This window comes from Parapontixanthobacter aurantiacus, from assembly GCF_009827635.1.
In the GTDB taxonomy this organism is placed as follows: Bacteria; Pseudomonadota; Alphaproteobacteria; order Sphingomonadales; family Sphingomonadaceae; genus Parapontixanthobacter; species Parapontixanthobacter aurantiacus.
Window position 1 is genome coordinate 1 of sequence record NZ_WTYW01000007.1, and the last position, 19563, is coordinate 19563.

A 19563-nucleotide genomic window follows, 5' to 3' on the forward strand; every position below is an offset into this window, starting at 1 on the left:
GCAGAAAAAGGGGGCTTCGTGATGATCCCTGACCCCCTATGCCGAGACAATCAAATGTCGTCATCTCGTACGAAGTCCATCCCCTGCGCCAGTTCGATCCGATCTCGGGTCGAGCATCCCGATACCTTTTCGGCAAAGATCGACCTTTTCGCAATTGCATTTACCCGAATGAGGCGAGGGCAAAATTAACCCGCTATCCTTTATTGGTCTTTCAGCGACGCAAAAAAGGCAGCAATCAATGCGCAAAATCATTTTGGGTTTCGCTCTCGCGAGTATGTCGGTTCCCGCATTGTCGTGGGAAGCCACTTCGGACGATGATAACTGTTCCTTGTCCACTTGGGCTGGTTGGACCAAGGTTTACGTCTCTCAAGACGAAGAAGGAGTCGACCGAGACCAAGTCTACATCACGTTCTTTGATACAAACTGGTCCATTGCGGAAGGCGACCTGATTGAACCGATCAGGGTTGAGAGCTACGGCGGTGAGTGGTTTGAAGCCCAACCATTCGCTCATAAAAATGCGTTCACTCTCATAGCAGATTACAAAACAATGAGAAGAATGTTCGAAGCCGATTCATCACCATCGGAGTGGGAAATAACCAAAGGTGGGGAACTCGTCACGCGGATCTACTTGGGTGACGACAGCTACTTCGCTTGGGAATCGTTCAATCGCTGCCGTGCCAATTGGGTCATAGCCCCAGAACGACTAATGCGCAATTGGCCTCCCAAGGACCCATTCGCAAAGTAAGCACTGATCGAACAGCGCGCCAGCGTCGCGCATGTCGCCTTTCGAGGAACTTCCTATGAGCGAAGAATGCCTTCCAATGACAGCGCGGTCTTTACCCTACCGTCTTCTTCGATGATTCTAAGGAGAACATTTCAACGCCTTATGACAAGCGGTGCGCAGGCGGACAGGCATCTAAAGCACCCTCGACGTTTCCGTCTTCTTCGCTGACGCACTCACAACGAACGTATGAAGTGTTTTTCAAAGCGCAAACGGAGGCTCGTAATCATTTTCATCTAAGGGAGGAACTATGTATGGAATGATAATTACTTCCGCCACGTGTCAATCACGGCTTGAGGAATGGATGTTTTTTATCTCGGTGCTATTGGCGCTTCTTGGCCTCGATGTCGCTGCGATATTGTTTTAGACTGCTCACCCTATAAGCTTCGTCTACTCGATAAGATTGACAATAGGCATCATGCTCAAGTATTATCTTGACGAGTTTGATATTTAGGGAACAGCGACAAAAAACTATCTTGCTTCGAATAAGCGGGGCCATCGGCTAAATACAGAGTGCCGCGAGCGCATTTGTTCGCTGGAACCCCGCAGACAATGGCTATTCTCGGCGGGGTTCCAAACTCAATTCAAATAATGCGCGGGCGATTCCTCCTAATCTAAATAGATCAGCACACGAGGAATAGCCGCCTTTCGACGCAAGCAGTACGACGCCGAGCGGGCGCTATCCTCAAACAACTGAGGAATAGCCAAATGAATAACCAAGAAATTGCCGCGAGCATTGCCGAGATTGGAAAGGCAATCGACTTCGACAAGCACGATGGCGTACGTCACTTCGTTCTGAAGGAATTGATCAAAGCCAAAATCATTGAGGCCATGCCCGAAACGGCTCTCGATCCTTATCGCCCCCTACCCATCAACTGGACCGCTGCGCAAATTGCCATCTTTGACAACGGCGAACCAGCGCAAGGGCGGAAGCGCAAAACGATCCCGCGCACCAAGATGAGGTACGGAGGCAACATCAAAGTTTGGACTCGCAAGCAGATCAACTTCTGCACGAAGGCCCAAGTCGCATGGTCGAACAACTTTCACCTATGGGACCATACCCTCGCAAATAGGGTGGCGGAGGAGCTTCAAAAGGAGAAGTACATCGACCAGCCCACAGTTGATTTAATGGCTCAATGCGTAGAGGAACTTGGATCGAGTGTTCTGTACGCGATCCCGCTATTGAAGCAGCACGGCGCGGGAACGCGGTGGTCACGGTCCCACATCGTTATGATCGGGTTCAACGGCGACATCCCCCATAAAGCGGCTATACTTCACCCCGAGGGGGAGATCGTCGCGACATCATTCGGAGCAGAGTTGGCGAACGGCGCTGCCTTACCAGCGAATGTTATCGGACAAGCTCGCGTTGCGCGCTCAGAGGCTTTTGCATCTTGGGCTACCGAGATTCAATCGTAGAACTGGTACGCGCCCCCGCACGCTGCCAGTCTCTACTATAAGGAAGGACTATGAAACTATAGTAATAGAGATTGGCAGCGCAGCTGCCTCACTCGAAGATGAGGTCGGGGGACCTGTGTGTAATAGAGATTGGCAAGCCGCCACTTCGTTGGCTGCTCGTCGACCCAATCAACTATGAGCGGATATCGAGTGAAGCGGCGGCAGTGCGATGGTCATGTAGGTGGTGGACGAGGTAATCCAGCGCCTCAGCCGAGATCGAAATCAAACGGCCCCCGCATCATTCGACGCAATGAGTTCCATGGCGAATGCTTCTCGTGCTCCTGACTTCGAACGCGAATGCCATTCTGCGCGAGGAAACTTTCGAGCTCACAGCGCAGCGATACGGAGGGACGAGCGTTGCGCGGGCCGTACATGCCCTCGAACTCAGTTACATCTTCCTGACGGCGCAGATGGACTACCGCCTCTTCGTCGTTGTGACGATAGGTGGCGAAGAAGTCGATACCTCGCAAAAGACCGAGAGTATAGCGGATCGCCATGCAGTTGCGGAACTTCCGAGCCACCACCTTCGCCTCGGCGGCAGACTCGATGGGCTGGTATTGGGCGGCTGAAGGAACGGGATGGGGAACGCAGCACTTGGCTTTCAACGCCCAGCGGTGCCACAAATTGGCGAACTCATCAGAGGACCGAACACGGCGGATCGCCTCGGTCAGAGCGGCTCCATCGACTTCAAGCTCGATAAGGAGATTGTACGCCTCAGTGACATCGTGGGCCTGCCGCACTGGATTATCGCCAAGGCTATCGATGACTTCCACGATATGAGCGCGGGCGAGGCATTCGGGAAGCATTCGCAGGATCAGAAGCTTGGGGAGATCGAGCGATTGCAAGCTCGCAATCGTCCGCGCTATTTGTTTGTGCGGCGGACTGGAAAGAAGTTGGTGAAGAAGCGTGTAGAAGCGCTCGTCGTGCACCGTTGGGCCTGCTCGGCGGAGGGCCCCGCGCATACCCGCAATGGAGCGCCCGTGAGCTTCAACAAGGATCGAGCGGTGGTCTGCTGAAAACAGGAATCTGCCGATTTCATACAGGCGATCTTCAGCCAGTGGCTTTGCAGCGAGATAGGCTGCGATGACCTGTCGTCGTTCAGCACTGGTGTTGCCGCGCAAGAAGGTGCCGCAGAATCCTGCGACCCTCTCATCGATGTTAATGACATGAGAAAGCACCCATGCAGGGTGTGAAATGACTTGGGTCAAGATGCGCTCCTACGATCTAAGTAGGAGCACCGCCTCGTTGGTGGGGGATCGGGTCACGCATGTATTATAACACAATTTGGCTGCATGCGTTAGCCGAATACTCAAAATCGGTCTCGTCGCCAGCGGATGTGAGGATAGCGACCCTGTAAAAGCTGCGCGAGATGCTCCTCAGCTTGGTACCCCCTATCAGTGTTTTGCTCGATAAAGATCGTCACAAAGGTGGCGACGATGTTGGGCCAATCGGCCCAGTCATCCACCGTATTTCGCAGCTATTGCAGCCAGTCCGATAGAGCATCGAGACGAGGAAGTGCTTCCGAGGACAACATTGGCTCGGGCGGACGAACCTGATGCCGCCACGCTCCTGCCAAGATATCGTGCGCATCCTGAATTGTCCGATGATCAATATTTGTCGGAGCAGGCCATCGACTTTGCTCGACCGCGATCCCCGCTATTAAGCAAGCGCGTTCAAAATGCGTGCGACAGCCACCGATGAGGATACCAAGGGCGTCGTAGTAAACTTCGTGCTGTTTTTTCGCAAGCAACATGCTGTCGCCTTCGAACTGATCACAGATGATCATCGTCGGACGAGTCGAGCCTGCTGCGGATCGTAGCGGTAATTTTCAATGCTCTTATCGCGAATACGCCTGACGGCCTCATCAATTACATTGAGCGGCACGAGAAACCACTCTCGCGGCTTTATGAGGGTACCGAACCGATCAGGCACCTCGATGTCGAGTTGGGCTGTACCGAACACTCGGTGGATCAGCTTTTCGAGCTTCGTGCGGTTGATGTTGTAGAGCGTGTACTGCGCGACGATCTCAACGTTTGCCATCAGGAATGTCGGTTGGAGGTGCGCGCCAGCGATGCGCTTCTCGACCGCCATATTGGTGACGCCGATCTTGTGCACGATATCTCGGTGCTGCGCGACGACGTGATGATCTGATTTGCTGCGCAGAACGTAGATGGTCCCGCTTGCCATATCGCCTTCCTCGGCACGGCCAGAGAACAATGGCCCCGCTTGCGGGTCGGTAATCCTGCGGCCCGCTTCGTCACCGTTGAGCGCACGCTGCAACGAACGCATCAGCATATTGCTCTGGGTGCCGTTGTCGAAGATCACCCTTAAGCGAGCATCCGAGCGTCCGTGCGCGGTCGTGAATACGTCCCCCATCTTGGCCACGTACGCGATTTGACCACCTACGATGAAGTAAGCGCCCGTTCTGATCTCAGCTTTGAGTTCGAAAGGTCGCGTCTCTCTAATGCCCGAATTCAGTTCTTCTTTGACTTGCTCAAACAGGGGCTTGAACTTCTCGAAGTCCTCACACTTTTCTCGATGTGCTACCTCCTCAGCGGCACGTCGCTCCTCGGCGGTCGGGACGTGGCGAAGGACACGAATATCGTCTTCAGCCGATGGCTCGATCCCAAGTTCGGCGAACAGTGAATCGTCGTCCATTTCATCAGCGTATGCGGCGTCCTCTGGCGTGCCTGCCAGCAGCCCGTACTTATCTATGCCCGACAGAAGCTCGCAACACTCTTCAAGCGCGCGAAGTCGGTCGAGACGTACCGCGTAGAGGCGCTCGAATATATCTCGATCCTCACCGTGCTGGGGTGCGCGGCCATTTTCCTCGACGAACCGCACAATATCCTCAAAGCCCGCAATGATCCGCTCTTCGCGCGGGGTGTATGTTCGCGCGTTCTGTTGCTCGACTTCGACGCCGAGTTCGGCAAGCAATTCATCGTCGGACAGATCAGCCATTCGCGCTCTGTGCACGGTATCGCGCGAAAGCTGCAACCCCTTCTGCCATTCGCTTCTCCCAAGCGTCTTGAGAGGTGATTTCAGGTAGTCTTCCGCGTTCCTTCTTGAACCTAAGTGCGCGCTCGGCCAGTTCACGAGCTTCTTCGGGCGATATCTTGACCTTCTTCGCCGAGATCACCGACTGGACCTGTTTAAGGACGGTTTCGTTCATCGCTTTGGCGAGCACTGCGTATGCGGCCTCGAACGGGTTGATGCTGTCGATGAGGTCGATGTCGAGGTCGCGCACATCCATCGCGAACTTGCGCACGCCATCAATGAGCGCGGTATTGACCTTCTCGTCATCGCCATTTCCCGCATCGAGCCCGCTTGCGATTTCCTTCGCCTTCTGGGTCAGGTTGAGAGCAGCGATGGCATGCTGGCGTACCGCTTCCTGATCTTCCTCGCTGAGTTCGGGGTAACGATCACGGACGATCTTGCCCATCTTTAACTGGGTCAGTTCTTGCGGCACCATCTCCTCATTAAACATGCCCTGTTCGAGGTTGGTTTTGTCCTGCACGAACTCGGTGATCACTTCGTTGAGGTCTTCATTGCATATCCGCTGCGCCTCATTGCTCTTCGGCTCGACGAGTCCCTTGATCTCGAAGTGAAGCTGGCCAGTTTCTCCCCTTACCCCGACATTGCTCTCCCCATCTTTGTATCCATCAGGACCGTAATCGAAGTCTTCGAGCGGTCCTGTGTCCTTCGGCGTAAATGTGAAGCGAGGTGCGAGTACTTGCTCCATCAACAAACTCGCGGCGATGGCTTTCAGGGTGTCGTTGATCGCGCCAACGACCGCAGCCTCCGACGCGTCAGGCTCGGCAATCAGGTTGGTGAAAGTAGCACTCTCTTTGTTCGGGGCATCACGGGTCGCGCGTCCGATGATCTGGATGATCTCTGTGAGGCTGGATCGATACCCGACAGTCAGTGCATGCTCACACCAAATCCAGTCGAACCCTTCCTTGGCCATCCCGAGGGCAAGGATGATATCCACATGATCGCGGTCATTCTTGTGCTTGGGGTCCCTGAGTGCAGCGAGAACTTTACTGCGCTGTGCGCTGTCGCTGTCATCGACGAGGTCGGCGATTTTCACCACCCGACTATCGGGCAGTTTCACATGATGAAACCCCGTCTGGGCGTCGACTCCCTGCCACTCACCCAGATAGTCCATGATCTCGTTCACTTCCTTGATCTTGTCTTTCGTGCTTTCGCGCGAGTTGACCGAAGGAATGTGCACGATGGTCTTCTTGGCTGGATCGAGCACAGCCTCAATGGCTTCGAGATAGCGTCCGTTGTAAAAGAAGTAGCCGATATTGAGCGCCTTGAGGTGCTCATATCCGTTCAACTGTTCATAATAGGTGTAGGTGACGGTCTCGAACTTTGCTTCATCCTCTGGGGTGAGAACGGGCACTGCATCGCCACGGAAGTAACTCCCCGTCATTGCCACGATGTGCGCTTTGTCGCGGCGGATGAACTCTGCAAGCTGGCTACCAAGTCGGTTATCGTCGCTCGCCGAGACGTGATGAAACTCATCGACCGCGATGAGCCTATTATCAAAAGCCTCGACGCCAAGCTGCTCGACTGCAAAGCGGAAGGTTGCATGCGTGCATACGAGAACTTGGTCCTCGCTGGCGAGGAATTGCGCAACCGCCTTGATCTTCGATGGATCAGCGCGCTCCTCGTCTGGTCCCGCTGCGTTGCAGAGATTCCACTTCGGCCTCACCACCCAGTCCGACCAGAAGCCGAACTTGGAGAGCGGCTCGTCCATAAACGACCCGCCAATGGACTTCTCAGGGACAACAATTATCGCCTGCTGGAGCCCCTGATTTTGCAGTTTGTCGAGCGCGATGAACATAAGAGCACGCGACTTGCCTGAGGCGGGCGGCGATTTAATTAGCAGGTATTGCTCGCCGCGTTTGGCGTAGGCGCGTTCTTGCATCGGGCGCATGCCCATTTCGTTCGACTTGGTAGAGGCACCAGTGCGAGCGGTCTGGAAGGATACTGCGGGGATCGGGTTACCAGATGTCATACTGATGATGCGCTCTCAATATGCGAATTCGTCTTCAGGTAGGCTGAAGGATGACTGGTACTCGGGTTTTGCCAGAGCAATTAGTTCTGTTGTAATAGGCAAATAAGCTCGTTCGGAACCTTCGGCATAGCTGCCGAACGCGTAATCACTCGTTTGAACAAAAATATCTGATCCTGAAAGCGCCAATGCTTGATTTTCAATCGGTGGACAGAGTGAATGACGACTAACTGCCTCGCACCATTGAGACTGGAGTAAGGCACGGGCGGCTTGCCAAGGTTCGAAGATATCTTCGAATCGCAGGCGTTCACCAGTTTTTGTGTCAAATGTTGTGCTACTTGATTTCATCGAACCGTGCGCCCCCCCATGAAAACTGTTTGTAACGTCAACTATACTAACCAAACGATTGTTTTGGTTATGAAGTTTAATTTCAGAGAAGACCCAACAAGTCGATCCGTCCGTGCAGATTTCCTTAGAAAGCGATTCTTTCTTTGAATCGATGATCATTCGAGCAACTTGCGGAAATTTACTGAGCCAAGGATCGAGTTCATATCCGATACTTAGACCCTCCCCTTCATCCAAATACACCAGTTCGCTCGCCAAAAGTGGATCAATTCTATCAGTCTGAGCATCTGCTTCGTCTGCGCATGAAGTCACAATTAGCGCGGAGCATAGCAGGAAAGAAACTTTATTAACTGCCGTTGTTGTCCTTCTCATTAAGCATTCACCTTGTTCATCATCTCGTTGTATAGTTCGAATAACTTTTCGAGGCGCTCGGTGTCGTTGCGAAAACGGCGGCCAATGTAAATTCGTTCGAGCGCCTCGTCGTTCTCCTCGTGCGCGCGGCGGAGGTCGTGGGGCATGGCCTCGGGATCGTAGAGTTCGGCAATGGGCGCTGGGAAATGCGCTTCACGAGCAAGAAGGATATTCTCGGCACAGCGGGTGAGGTCGGCCTTGTTTTGCTCTGTGAGTTTGGGAAGCGGGAAGGTGTTCCAGCCCATCGTGTTTGAATAGCGGAAGTCTGTCTTGAGTTTCCCGCACACGACCGCAATCCACGCCAGATGTAAGCGGGATCCGATTACCGAAAGAACCCAGAGCGGGGGATCGTAGAGACCGAACGCACTGTCCAACACTACCGAGCCACGCGGAAGAAATCCAATTGGAAGAAACTCGCGCGATTCAGAGCTAACCCTCGGGACAACCATCACATCCCGATACTGCGGAGAACGAACCTCGACGAAGCTATAAGGTTTCAAGGCCCATTGACGCGTCGGCCCCTTTTTGCTTTCCAACCGCATCTTCCTTACCAAATCGAACCTATTCGCCAACGCAGGAATCGCAGCAGCTTCTTCGAACTGGTGCGCATCGAGCCAGAGGCAATACCGTCGAAACCCTTTGATGAACTCCTGCGATCCGTAAAGGGGACGAAGATAGCGGCGCACGTTCTCGTCTGCGGCTTGCTCTTCTTCCTCTGAATATAGCAGTGCTCCGCCGTCTTTTGGGACATTCCCGAGCAACATTCTCGGTCGGTCAGTAATTGGGCTTCGCGCCTCAATCACATATACTGGGTCGCCAGCGGTGAGGTAAGGGGAGATGCGATCAACCGTGCGTGCCTGCTCGCCATCGATAATCGATAGCGATTTCCCGCCAGCAATCCCAATCCCCACGATTACACAAATAACTCCCGCGTTATGCGCGGCCAGATTACTCCACTTGAACGACGTATGCGCAAAAATGATATCAAGGTCATTGAGAATCAGCGGCCAAAATTGTGCGGCTTGAACCCCCTGATTTATCGAGTTGGTTGATACGAACGCGGCTTTAGCGGACGGTTCAGTGCGAATGAATTGGCCAGCTTTCTCGAAAAAGCCACAGATGTAGTCGAACGACTTCCAACGGTTAGTTTTGTGCGAAAACAACCGTTCAATATCGGACTTCTGTTCCTTACTTTGTAATTTGTCCCCAAGGTAGGGAGGATTACCACAGATAAAGGTTTCACCTCCTGCATTCACAAAATCGATCTCTGACTGGTCTATCGGTATTTTGAAAAGGTCATCGCCCCGCACTTTCGCACCAGTCCCCGTTGGCGGACAGATGCTCAACCAGTCGAGCCGCAAAGCATTGCCGCAAGTGATCCAGTTCTCGGAATCGAGCGGAAGAAACACGGCCAACGCCTCTTTTTGACCACGATAGAGAACATCTGACTGATACTCGGCAATGATCAGCGCGAGGCGGGCGATCTCGGCGGGAAAGTCGCGTAGTTCAATGCCGCGAAAGTTTGTGAGAGGGATTTCGGTTTTGCGGTCCGCCTCCCCACGTCTTTTGTTAATCTCGGCCTCGATTGCGCGCATTTCTTTGTAAGCGATCACGAGGAAATTGCCGCTGCCACAAGCGGGATCGAACACCCTGACCTTTGCCATACGGCTGCGCAGGTTTAGTAGCTTGCGCGAGTTGCTTCCCGCTTCTTCCAGTTTTGAACGGAGGTCATCGAGAAACAGAGGGTTCAAAACATTCAAGATGTTGGGCACGCTGGTGTAGTGCATACCAAGCGCGCCGCGCTCCTCGTCATCCGCAACGGCCTGAATCATGCTGCCGAAGATGTCGGGGTTAATTTTGGTCCAGTCGAGATTGCCGATGTGGATCAGGTACGAGCGGGCAATTTTGCTGAAACGTGGGACATCGGTGGTGCCCGAGAAGAGATTGCCGTTCACATAGGGGAAGCCATTCGCCCAGCGAGCGATACCAGAAGTCTCGCGCTCGGCGTGCTTGATGTTCATTGCACGAAATAGCTCGAGGATCACCTCGGCGGTGTTGTCCTCCCCTCCTGCGCTCATCCGCTCCACGGTCTGGGTGAACCGAGAGGTGACTGGGAAGATGTCAGTATCCTCGGCAAAGAAGCAGAAGATCAGCCGCGCCATGAAGTGGTTCATATCGGTGCGGCGTTCGGCGGTGGCCCACTCGGGGTTATCTTGAAGCAGGGTTAAGTAGAGTTTGTTAAGCCGCTTTGTGGCCTTAATGTCGAAGGCGCTCTCAGGTCGCCCCTCGAATGAGTTGATGCCTGCAAGCGGGAAGAAGAACACAAAGTTGTCACGCAGTTCAGTAAATTGGCATGCAACGGTTTCGCCGCTAATCAGGTCTTCGGCCTGAAACTCCTCGCCGTCGGTAGCGAGAATGAACTTTGCCTTGTTCGTCGCGGTCTTCGGGCTTTCACGAAGAGCCGTCAGGGTCCGCCCAACATCGCCGATCCCACAAGTCGCGATGTGAATATTGCTACGCTGTAGAACGCCCCCCGCCAAATCGGACTGATTGGTGCCGCCCTTCCCATCCTTCCTCAGGCGGTCGATTGTCGTCTTCTTGTTCCCGAAGGCGGTGAGGAACTGAAAGGGGAACTCAGCGGGGTCGAATGGCTCCGAAGCGAGTTGGGAAACGGCTTCTTCTATCTCGACAGGATTCATGCCGCGACACTATGGTGCTCTTCACGCAGAGCAAGAGCTAACTTGGGGACTGCTGGATTGAAAAGGCTTAGCTACAACGGGCTCGATAGCTTTGGACGCGAGCGCCTCTCTAAGAGTTTTTTCATGCGCGACTTCCTCTACTCGGAAATTGCGAACTTCTACGGAGTGCCGAACATACCGAGTGACCCTGAACTCGCAATCAAAGCAGGTCGTCACCTCTGCGAGGAGCTTCTTGAGCCGCTACAAGACCAATTCGGGCGCATTTCCATTCGCTCTGCATTTAGGTCTTGTGAGGTTAATCAACTTGGAAATGAGAAAAGGCACAACTGCTCGGTAAATGAGCGGAACTACGCTGCACACATTTGGGATCGTCGAGACGAGGACGGATTGATGGGAGCGACTGCCTGCATCATCGTAAACAGCTTCGTCCCTTACTACGAACGCACTGGCCATTGGGAAGCTCTCGCGTGGTGGATTCATGACCATCTCCCGTATTCTACGATGACCTTCTTTCCAAAATGCGCTGCCTTCAACGTTCGATGGCAAGAACGACCCAAGCGACACATCAAGAGCGAGATACCGCCTCGGAAAGGAACTCTCACAAAATCTGGTAGAGAGAACTTCGAAGGCAGCCATGAACGAGAATATGCTGCGTGGTTAGCATGCTGCGCTACCTAAATAGATGATGACAATGTCATCTTTTATCGACCGCTTCGAGGCAGGGTCCGCGATCCAAGCCTTCCGCAAGACCACAAACTTTCAGATCGTCGCGACAGTCGAGACTGATCTTTCGCTTATCGACGCCGCCAATTGCTACGCACTGTCTGGACAGCTTCAGGCACGCTGGTTCAGAGCCATTCGCGCGAGGGATCGGCGGGTGCTCTGGCTATTCGAGAAAAACGGCGATGCGGTTCTATTCGCATGCATGTTCGGAGGCGATCCGAGAGGACCCCTCTCGATAGCAACTTGGCAACGGTAAACATTACCATACATTTTGTCGCCCTCAGTTACTATTGGCAGGATCGAAAAAGCGGGGCATGCTCCCATAAGGGGAATGCTAAGAGCCTACTGCTATATCTGCCGCTTTCGCACTTCTTATACTTCGGGGGAAAGCCGAAAAATGAATCAAATTATCCCGTACGACTGGGAGAACCTGCCTACGACCCGCTCCTTGCAGCGCGAGATCGAAAATCTACCGATTACTGCTGAGGCCAAACTGTCATTGGAGCGGCTCAGCAAAGTAACTGTACGTGCGGGCGAGCAGATCGTTGAAGTCGGAAGACGCATCTTGGCTTTCGCTTTCGAACTAATAAGGCAATTCCCGAACCTGACATTAGCCATTGCGGCTGCTTTGACAATCAACGCGCTTTTGATTTCGGTTCCGCTGCTGGGCCCTCTTCTGCAACCACTATACGGACCTGTCATCCTTGCTGCTGGCGTTGGAGCAGGTGCTCTGGCCGAACTCATCGAAGGCGATATGCGCGTTCGAATGGACGCGGTAATCACGGAGTTTGAGGCGATTTTCGCATGACGTCGTTCGCACTTATTGGGGCGGACAGGATCGTCGCGAGCCCGCTCGCCTTTAAGTATCGACTTCGGATCGGCGAACAGGCCTTCTCAGTGCTCAGTAAGAAGGAGCACTTGCATAGCGTCCTGCTCGCTGGGGGAGGGGCCGCTGTTGGCGCTGGAGCGATGGGTTCCTCACTTGTCGCGAGTTCGTTTTTCGCCCCTACTGGGATAGCTGCATGGCTTGGCCTCGCCACAGCGGCAACCCCAATTGGCTGGGTACTCGCAGCAGCACTCGTGACGAGCGGCTCATTCGTTACTCTCGGTAAGTTAGCCGCCGACAAAAAAACGCACACCGAACTAATACCAAAGTACATCAATACGCCGCTCGATGCCCTCGCCCACGGGCTGATGGAATTGATGGGTGGCTTGGCGGTACGCGTCGCGTTGACTGACGGCGAGTTCCATTCTGCCGAGCGAGCCGCGATCATCGATGTGCTTTGCAGCGATTGGGGTTACGACCGAGAATATGTCGATACAGCCATAAGCGCATTGGAGCATGAGGCAAAGTTGCACCCAGTCTCTGAGACTGCCACTCGCCTTGCAGCTTTCTACAATGACAACCCCGACTGCAACGCTGCTGAGATGCAGCACGATCTGATGGAGTTTGTGCAAGAGGTCGTGAACGCCGATGGAGCCCTAAAACCACAGGAGGAGGTCGCTTTGAGGGACATCAGGATGGCGCTGATGGCTGCGCAGGAAGGCAAAAAGTTAGGTTGGGGTCGGCTTCTTTTCAAACAGCCAGCATCGTCAAGTGATAGCGTTGCGTTCACCAAATGAGCAACAAGGTTCTCATTCCATCAGACGGGCCCGACGACTGGAAGCGGTTCCTTGCTCAGCCTGACCTGCAATGGGCGACAGGTTACTCAGCACGGACGTTAGCGAACGCGTGGGAGGCGGCTCATGGCCTGCCGCCAGAGATAGCCACGCTAACCGAAGCGGCCTTCGGTAAGGGCGAGTTGCTGTTCGCGATACCTGAGCACAAGACGGCGCTGCCCGGAGGGCGGCGCGAAAGCCAGTCGGATGTTTTCCTGCTTGTGCGCCACGAGGCAGTCCTCGCTACCTACACCATCGAAGAAAAGGTCGATGAACCTTTTGGACCTACGGTAGGTGAGTGGCTGGTCGGTGCCTCTCAGGGGAAGAACGAGCGACTGAGATACTTATGCGATCTGCTCGGACTGAGCGAGGTTCCCTCGGATGTCCATTACCAGCTACTCCACCGCACTGCCTCTGCACTCATCGAAGCTGAGAGGTTCGACGCGAAGCTTGCGGGAATGATAGTGCACTCCTTCTCGCCTGAGAACAGATGGCGAGAAGCCTTTGACCGCTTTGCCGAGATACTCGGTCTGACGCCCGAGGAGGGTGAGCCGATCACGCTGTCCGTCCCATCTAATAAGAAGCTCATGCTGGGTTGGGCGTCGGGCCCACAAGAGTTTCGCAGCGCATGAGCCGCTCGACGAACAGGACAACGCGCGGGGGACGAGGAGCAAAGCCTTCCTCAAATGTGGTGCAGTTCCGAGAACGATCCCCGAATGCTCATGTGAGGAAACCCGAACCAAAAAATGCGAAGTGGCCATTCGCCGTGCTTCTTGCCTCACCTTTGATGGGCCTTGTCATCGCATGGGCGTGGAACAGTCCCTCTGCCACTGCGGTGAGCCTCGCTCGGTCGTCGAGCGGCGAGCCCGTAATTGAACAGTACAACTTGACCTTCAGCGAATGCTCTGGGCCAAGCCGCTACACCTGTGTCGTTGATGGAGACACATTCTGGATTGAAGGTGTGAAAGTACGGATCGCGGATATCAATACGCCCGAGGTGAGTTCGCCCGAGTGTCCTATGGAAGCGAACCTCGGAGCGCAGGCCACTCGGCGGCTGATCTCCCTTCTCAACGCAGGCCCTTTTAGCTTGGAATCCATAGATCGCGATGAAGATCGCTACGGTCGCAAGCTGAAGGTCGCCACTCGCGGAGGCGAGAGCCTCGGTGAGAAACTGGTCGATGAGGGGCTGGCCGAGAAGTGGAGCGGACGGCGCGGAAGTTGGTGTTGACAACGGAGATGGGAAGGGCTCCGCCGAAAGGTGAGTTCGCATACGCTTTCCGCGTGGTGTTTGAGAGCCTGAGAAAGAGATGCTTAGTACTCGACGCGATCTCAGGAGGCTGAAGGGGAAAGAAGCGCCCGTCAGGGCCATCCAAGGCGCTCTCATGGAGAAGTTCGACAAGAAACTCTCTCTCTGAACGCGATTAGTCGCATTTGTCGTTCGTGGGACCTTGCGTAGCTGAGTTAAGCCAAAATTCCCGAATTTTGATGGACAACTCGAATTTAACCGCTTGCACCGAAACAAATCAAACCCGTAAATCTCGGGGTGCAGGGGCAAAGTCCCTTCGAGTCCACCACGGCGAAACGCTTTTAAGGCGTATTGCGCGCGGAGTGGATCGAGATGCCCAAGCCCAAATCAGACAATCGGGAAGTTCGGCCTAAGAAGTTCGTTCGGCTGGGGCGCGTCTCTCGACCTCCGCCAAAAAGGCAGATTCAAGTTAACGTCGATATTCGTGTCCACAGCATCATTTACGCTCTGGGTTTTTTGATCCTTTGTATGGGAGCGGCGATCTTTTGACCGTGTACGAACGATGCGGAAAATCAGGCGAAAACGCCAGCGAGACTGACAAATAGCGAAGCTATTCCAGAGATGTCGCTCGCACGCCCGATTAGCTTCCAGATGAGGTCTTTCGGCGGCTCTGGCGCTTCCGCCAGCGCTCGAATAGCTGTCAGATACGCGATTGCGTTTGAGCGGTCAGTGTTTCCCAGTTTCAGTCGGTCGATTTGAACTTCCGCTGCTGAGACCTCCCTAAGCAGCCGTTCCTTCTCGACCTTCGAAAGTGTCAAACTCGAAGGCGTGCGGTCGTGATCTGTCCCGCGCGGATCGTTACGCTGCAAACCTACGGCGTCTTCATCAATCAAACGTTCTGCGGCCCTAAAGCCATCACGGGTCAGGCTTATCCGTTGCTCTCCGATTTTGCCGTTATGGAGTTGCTCTCGCGACAGGCCGTTGGCCCAGTAGTAACTCAAAGCATTCACAATCCAGCGGCGGTCGAACTCGGATTCAAAAAACGACTGTATTTCACTGAGGCTGACTGAATCTTTCTGCAGTTCGTTAGCCGTGTTGTAAGCCGCGACGATCAGTTCATTCTCGAACTGGCTGTAAGTTTTGCCACTTTTCGTCACACTCGCGACCTTTCTGCGAATCGCCCATTGGCACACTCGCACAATCGGCGCGATGTCACCCTCATAAGTTTTGTGATCCACAATCAATGCGCAGTAGGCGGTAACATAATGAGAAGGGAAGGGCGCTATCTCCGCTCCCCTTAACCCAAAAAGCAGGGAAGAAAGATGAAGAAATTAGTTTTGGCTCTGACGCTCGCCAGCGTGACGGCTCCTGTTGCAGCGCAAGATTGGCGCGACCCCGGGGTCGCCGCCAAGATCAACGAAACTTTCAACGGCATGGCAGACTATTGTTCTGAAACTTTTGGTTTCACTCGGCTACCGCCTGTTGAGAACGGGAACAAAGTAGAGGCGTACCTTCTTCTTCAACCCCTTCCCGAAATGACCCTCAAGGAGTGGGTTCGAATTATTGATCAAGCATCTGTTTTCATAGACATGGATAGCGATGAAAAGGAGATTCTGGCGCAGCGAGCCGCTGACGCGTTGGTTGCGGCGGAACGTGACCCTTCTGTCCGAGAGAGTGCCGAGCATTTATATGTTACCACCATTATGGGTCCCATAAATGACTCCCTCACGGGTTGTGAGGCTGCGGTGCGAAGTTCCTTCTTCAGTAGCAACTACTTCACAGGAGTGGGCTCCGCTGACGATCTGGAGGCGGGGGTGCGCGAACGGTTCCATGTCAGTATCGGCGAATAGAACAAGGATCGCTAATTGCGACGCTCATCCGTTTCCTGAATGGCGCGACCTCCGTGGCGAAAGAATCCATGAAAGTCTTGTCTCGCTTCTCGAAAACTTTCCTGCAATGCAAGACAAACAGTTAGCTTTCAAATTGCGAGAAGGAACGGAATGACACACGCAAGCGAGGCTGCTCTACGAGGCATTTATGACCGCGTCCTACGCACATGGGAAATTGAAAAGGACCATTTATTTGGCGGGGCGTGCGGATTCAGCATTTTGGGATCAAGACCTTGCTTTAAGCCCAACCTAATGGTCGTAGGTGAAAACGCTGGTTTTAGCGTTGAGGACGACAAGGGCGAGCCGCATATCGGGTATAATTGGCCTTGCGAGTCATATTTGGATGGAGAAAGATGGTTGCTGAAAGATCGAATGCGTTCGCTTTTCCAACAAGCTGGCAGACTGAATGTGCTTCAAGATGCCGTCTTTACGAATTTTAACTTTTTTAAAAGTGGCTCTATTTCACGAGAATCGAAGTATCGATGGGTCGATGTTGACCGAGAGGTTCGTAAGCGAGTGGAAACGGCCAGCATTCGCGAGTTGCTCCAACTCATAGAGGCCATCAAGCCGAAAAACATTATGGTGCTCGGGATGGCGGGGTTTGATCGTCACGCAGAGCGCGTGACTACGCATCATAAGTGTTCGTCAAAGAGACGCCGCTTGATCGCAAGGGGCGAGCTTTGGTCGATTCCAGCATTCGCTTTTATGCACCCGTCAGGCGCGCGTTGGTCATCGAGTGACGATCAAGTTGCATCTGATTGGTTACGGCGTCATTTTCCCGAGGAAAGCGACGAAAGCAGCGATAGTGCGATAAATGCAGAAACGTAAGGTCGAGAGACTTTTTCCATCGTATGGACACTGCTGAAAAAGGAGGAATGCTCGTTGAGGCGTCGCGGTATCCTTGCGCCATCTTGGAAGACCGCTTGACTTCGATGCTGCGCAATTCGGGCGGTCAAAATGGGCCGAACGGAAAACCCATCAGGATGATGGAAAGCAAGATTAAAAAGCTGAAAGAAAGGGCGAAGCTCGAAGCGCTGCTGGCTGCCAATTTCCCAGAATACAATGTCGAGAAGATTGACGACACAGAACTTGGAAAATGGAAGTTACTTCGCAACGACGTACTGCGACCGCTACCTCACCGCAATCGACCGATTTTCGGAAACGCGAGTATGCGACCTTGCCCATCTGCAAGGTACCTCCGACTGGGTTCGATTAGAGCTGCGGCCACTCGCGGCAATTTTTCGCCGACGACGTAGACCCTCCTTGTACTTGTAGACGAATAGCCACAAAGATTGCGCTGCACGATGCAGTTGTTGGTAAATCGGGCTCTCATCTCGCGCAGTCTGTCATCATCGCTACTGACGTCCAATGCCCCCCACCCCTCGTGGTCACGTACCCAATGAGCTACGAGCATCTGTTCCCCCCCTATAGGCTGGACAGATTGAACGAAATTGATTTTGCCGATCCTGTAGCAAAGCCAGTAAAAGGAGTGAGGCTGAATGGCCGTGACGCCAGTTTCAGCAGTCGGGATTGGACGAGGGAAGAGGTAGGCAGGGGCGCTCAATTGCGCGGTCGTCAACCCTTCGTGCACCACTGCCCAGCGACGGAAGTCGGCAAAAGCAAGGATCAGATGCTCGGGATTGGGCAGCGTCATAGCGAAATGTCCAGAAAATGCTTCCACTGCGCTTCGGTTTCCCATCGCGTCCTGTCAGGTTCGGAGACCAGCTTTTTTCGCCGCTGTGGATTTTCGTAAGTCTCTCTGTCGCCCCTCATCAAAGAGAGAACGTACTCGTCGTCGGAGTCTGTTGCCTGCCCCTGTGCGATGTACGGCATCGCCGATGCCTCCAAACGGTCAGCAGGCCGTAAGAGCGCACGACTGGGAATGCGGGTCCACCGAGGATCAGGAGTGCGCCCATAGGCTGTCAGGCGGTCGTAAGCATCCGCAGGCATTTCGAAGATTTCGTCGCCGTCCAGCAAATGCCCGTTTTTCTTCTTCGAGCGCCGTTCACCGTCTTCACCGTATGCTCCCCACTGTTTGAAGAAGAAAGGGGTGCCTACAAAACGGCATCGCTTTAGGAGATCGCGGACCCACTCAGGATCGACGGCCCTTACAGTTTTTTCCCGTCCGCTCTCGCCGCCCGCGATCACCCAGTCTACCTTTGAAACATCGAGGCTTGGTAGCGCGCTCAAGAGCGGCTCAAGGGATACGAAGCGGAGTGCTGCTGGAACTTTTAGGAGTTCGCGTACGCGGGGACTTGCGAACTTGTCCTCTTCGATTGATGTTCCTGCCCAAATGTTGGGGCTCCAGCTCAATCCAAGCTGGCGTGATTTGAGCGCCATTCGAGACGGTCTTTTGGTAAGCACTTGAAACGTGTGGTGCGGGCACTGGTTCATGATCTCGAACGCCCTGACAATGTCGCAGTCATTCGCCCCTTCGTGAAACATGTCCGACATGCTATTTACAAACCAAACGGTAGGTTTTTTCCGTTTGAGCGGAGCGTTGAATATGTGGGGCGGGGCGGTGTTAATTTGACCCGTCCAATCGACCCTTCCGACCTCGTTAATGTGAGTTAGGCCAACGTAGTGATCGTGGTTGAAACGGTGTGTCATTGGCGCGGCGTAACAGTGGACGCATCCCGCGGTCAGTCGGGTGCACCCGACCATCGGGTTCCACGTTCTATCGGTCCATTCAATTTGTGACATTGTTAGCTCCTTGGTCTTGCTCCCAAACAGCTACCGCGATAACGACTCGGCTAAGTGGCGCGCTACTTAACCTTCTGTTTTGTTTAGTGTATAAGGTGACATGACTGCCAATAAACTTCAGGTGCGGGCGTTCGGTGACAACTGGGTTGACGTTGATAAAGTCGTCGAGGGCGATCCGTCAGCGGATGCGAAAATGATTTTCATCGAACCAGCAGAGTTCAAAAGAGCTATGAAGATTGGCGTCGTCGCATCCACTCTCGGCCTGTCTGTCAGGCATCTCAGACGAATGATCCAATCGGGAGATTTTCCCCCAAGCAACCTGCGCAAAGGCCGATCCCACTATTGGATGCCTCAAGCGGTGCGAAATTGGAAGGAGAAGCGGTTGTCTCTCGACCCAACATCGGCTCCTTCTGGAAGGCAGCGCAAATGGCCGACGATTTTCGATATCGAGACTGAAGAAGAGACAGAGGCCGCACGTAAAGCGAGCGATACGCAAATTATGTCAGCAGAGTTGCGGCGAATGAATAGGCTGATGGCATCCGACCCCGAAGCCTTTGCGGAGAAATTTCCCAATCTCCGAGGTTGGATGAAGAACTACACCAAAGGGAAAGCCGATAGCTGACCACTTA

General features: G+C 53.8%; 18 protein-coding genes. 10 read left to right on the forward strand and 8 right to left on the reverse strand.

Annotated features, from left to right (window positions below; genetic code table 11):
• Positions 1-238: 238 nt before the first annotated feature.
• Both GRI38_RS13765 and GRI38_RS13770 read left to right on the forward strand, forming a co-directional pair.
• Entirely contained in the window at positions 239-745 is a 507-nt protein-coding gene (locus GRI38_RS13765) for a hypothetical protein (protein ID WP_160685460.1), read from the forward strand.
• Between the two features lie 744 nt (positions 746-1489).
• The gene (locus GRI38_RS13770) at positions 1490-2197 is read left to right on the forward strand and encodes a hypothetical protein (protein ID WP_160685464.1); all 708 of its coding nucleotides are present in this window, start codon (positions 1490-1492) and stop codon (positions 2195-2197) included.
• Between the two features lie 245 nt (positions 2198-2442).
• Here the strand turns inward: GRI38_RS13770 and GRI38_RS13775 are convergent, their stop codons facing one another.
• The 6 genes from GRI38_RS13775 to GRI38_RS13800 form a co-directional block, all read right to left on the reverse strand.
• On the reverse strand, positions 2443-3444 hold the full coding sequence (locus GRI38_RS13775; RefSeq protein WP_160685468.1) for a hypothetical protein: 1002 nt from the start codon (positions 3442-3444) through the stop codon (positions 2443-2445).
• Between the two features lie 269 nt (positions 3445-3713).
• Positions 3714-4022, reverse strand: coding sequence for a hypothetical protein (locus tag GRI38_RS13780; RefSeq protein ID WP_160685471.1), 309 nt, complete (start codon positions 4020-4022; stop codon positions 3714-3716).
• Entirely contained in the window at positions 4019-5197 is a 1179-nt protein-coding gene (locus GRI38_RS13785) for a GIY-YIG nuclease family protein (RefSeq protein WP_160685474.1), read from the reverse strand. The genes GRI38_RS13780 and GRI38_RS13785 overlap by 4 nt, the downstream gene beginning before the upstream one ends.
• On the reverse strand, positions 5190-7262 hold the full coding sequence (locus GRI38_RS13790; protein ID WP_160685477.1) for a DEAD/DEAH box helicase: 2073 nt from the start codon (positions 7260-7262) through the stop codon (positions 5190-5192). The genes GRI38_RS13785 and GRI38_RS13790 overlap by 8 nt, the downstream gene beginning before the upstream one ends.
• 15 nt (positions 7263-7277) lie before the next feature.
• Positions 7278-7976, reverse strand: a complete 699-nt coding sequence (locus GRI38_RS13795) for a DUF4163 domain-containing protein (RefSeq protein ID WP_160685481.1) — start codon at positions 7974-7976, stop codon at positions 7278-7280.
• Positions 7976-10714, reverse strand: coding sequence for a class I SAM-dependent DNA methyltransferase (locus GRI38_RS13800; RefSeq protein WP_160685485.1), 2739 nt, complete (start codon positions 10712-10714; stop codon positions 7976-7978). The genes GRI38_RS13795 and GRI38_RS13800 overlap by 1 nt, the downstream gene beginning before the upstream one ends.
• Positions 10715-11834: 1120 nt before the next feature.
• On the opposite strand from GRI38_RS13800, the gene GRI38_RS13805 reads away from it, so the two are divergent.
• The 4 genes from GRI38_RS13805 (at position 11835) to GRI38_RS13820 (ending at position 14324) form a co-directional block, all read left to right on the forward strand.
• A complete protein-coding gene (locus GRI38_RS13805; protein ID WP_160685488.1) occupies positions 11835-12245 on the forward strand; it encodes a hypothetical protein in 411 nt (136 codons plus the stop codon).
• Positions 12242-13060: a TerB family tellurite resistance protein gene (locus GRI38_RS13810; protein ID WP_160685491.1), complete on the forward strand. Its 819-nt coding sequence runs from the start codon at positions 12242-12244 to the stop codon at positions 13058-13060. Before GRI38_RS13805 ends, GRI38_RS13810 begins: the two co-directional genes overlap by 4 nt.
• A complete protein-coding gene (locus GRI38_RS13815) occupies positions 13057-13728 on the forward strand; it encodes a DUF6946 family protein (protein ID WP_160685494.1) in 672 nt (223 codons plus the stop codon). Before GRI38_RS13810 ends, GRI38_RS13815 begins: the two co-directional genes overlap by 4 nt.
• 155 nt (positions 13729-13883) lie before the next feature.
• The gene (locus GRI38_RS13820) at positions 13884-14324 is read left to right on the forward strand and encodes a thermonuclease family protein (RefSeq protein WP_202390018.1); all 441 of its coding nucleotides are present in this window, start codon (positions 13884-13886) and stop codon (positions 14322-14324) included.
• Positions 14325-14914: 590 nt separating this feature from the next.
• Here GRI38_RS13820 and GRI38_RS13825 read toward each other — a convergent pair.
• Positions 14915-15499, reverse strand: a complete 585-nt coding sequence (locus GRI38_RS13825) for a hypothetical protein (protein WP_160685500.1) — start codon at positions 15497-15499, stop codon at positions 14915-14917.
• A 165-nt stretch (positions 15500-15664) separates the two neighbouring features.
• Here GRI38_RS13825 and GRI38_RS13830 point away from each other — a divergent pair, with 165 nt between their 5' ends.
• The 3 genes from GRI38_RS13830 to GRI38_RS13840 all read left to right on the forward strand — a co-directional run bounded on the left by GRI38_RS13830 (position 15665) and on the right by GRI38_RS13840 (position 17487).
• Positions 15665-16192, forward strand: a complete 528-nt coding sequence (locus GRI38_RS13830) for a hypothetical protein (RefSeq protein ID WP_160685503.1) — start codon at positions 15665-15667, stop codon at positions 16190-16192.
• 150 nt (positions 16193-16342) lie between these two features.
• On the forward strand, positions 16343-17059 hold the full coding sequence (locus GRI38_RS13835; RefSeq protein ID WP_160685506.1) for a hypothetical protein: 717 nt from the start codon (positions 16343-16345) through the stop codon (positions 17057-17059).
• A 23-nt stretch (positions 17060-17082) separates the two neighbouring features.
• On the forward strand, positions 17083-17487 hold the full coding sequence (locus GRI38_RS13840) for a hypothetical protein (protein WP_160685509.1): 405 nt from the start codon (positions 17083-17085) through the stop codon (positions 17485-17487).
• Between the two features lie 394 nt (positions 17488-17881).
• On the opposite strand, the gene GRI38_RS13845 is transcribed toward GRI38_RS13840, so the two are convergent.
• Positions 17882-18934, reverse strand: a complete 1053-nt coding sequence (locus GRI38_RS13845; protein ID WP_160685512.1) for a phage Gp37/Gp68 family protein — start codon at positions 18932-18934, stop codon at positions 17882-17884.
• Between the two features lie 100 nt (positions 18935-19034).
• On the opposite strand from GRI38_RS13845, the gene GRI38_RS13850 reads away from it, so the two are divergent.
• Complete coding sequence (locus GRI38_RS13850; protein ID WP_160685515.1) at positions 19035-19556, forward strand: helix-turn-helix domain-containing protein; 522 nt, start codon at positions 19035-19037, stop codon at positions 19554-19556.
• Positions 19557-19563: the final 7 nt, after the last annotated feature.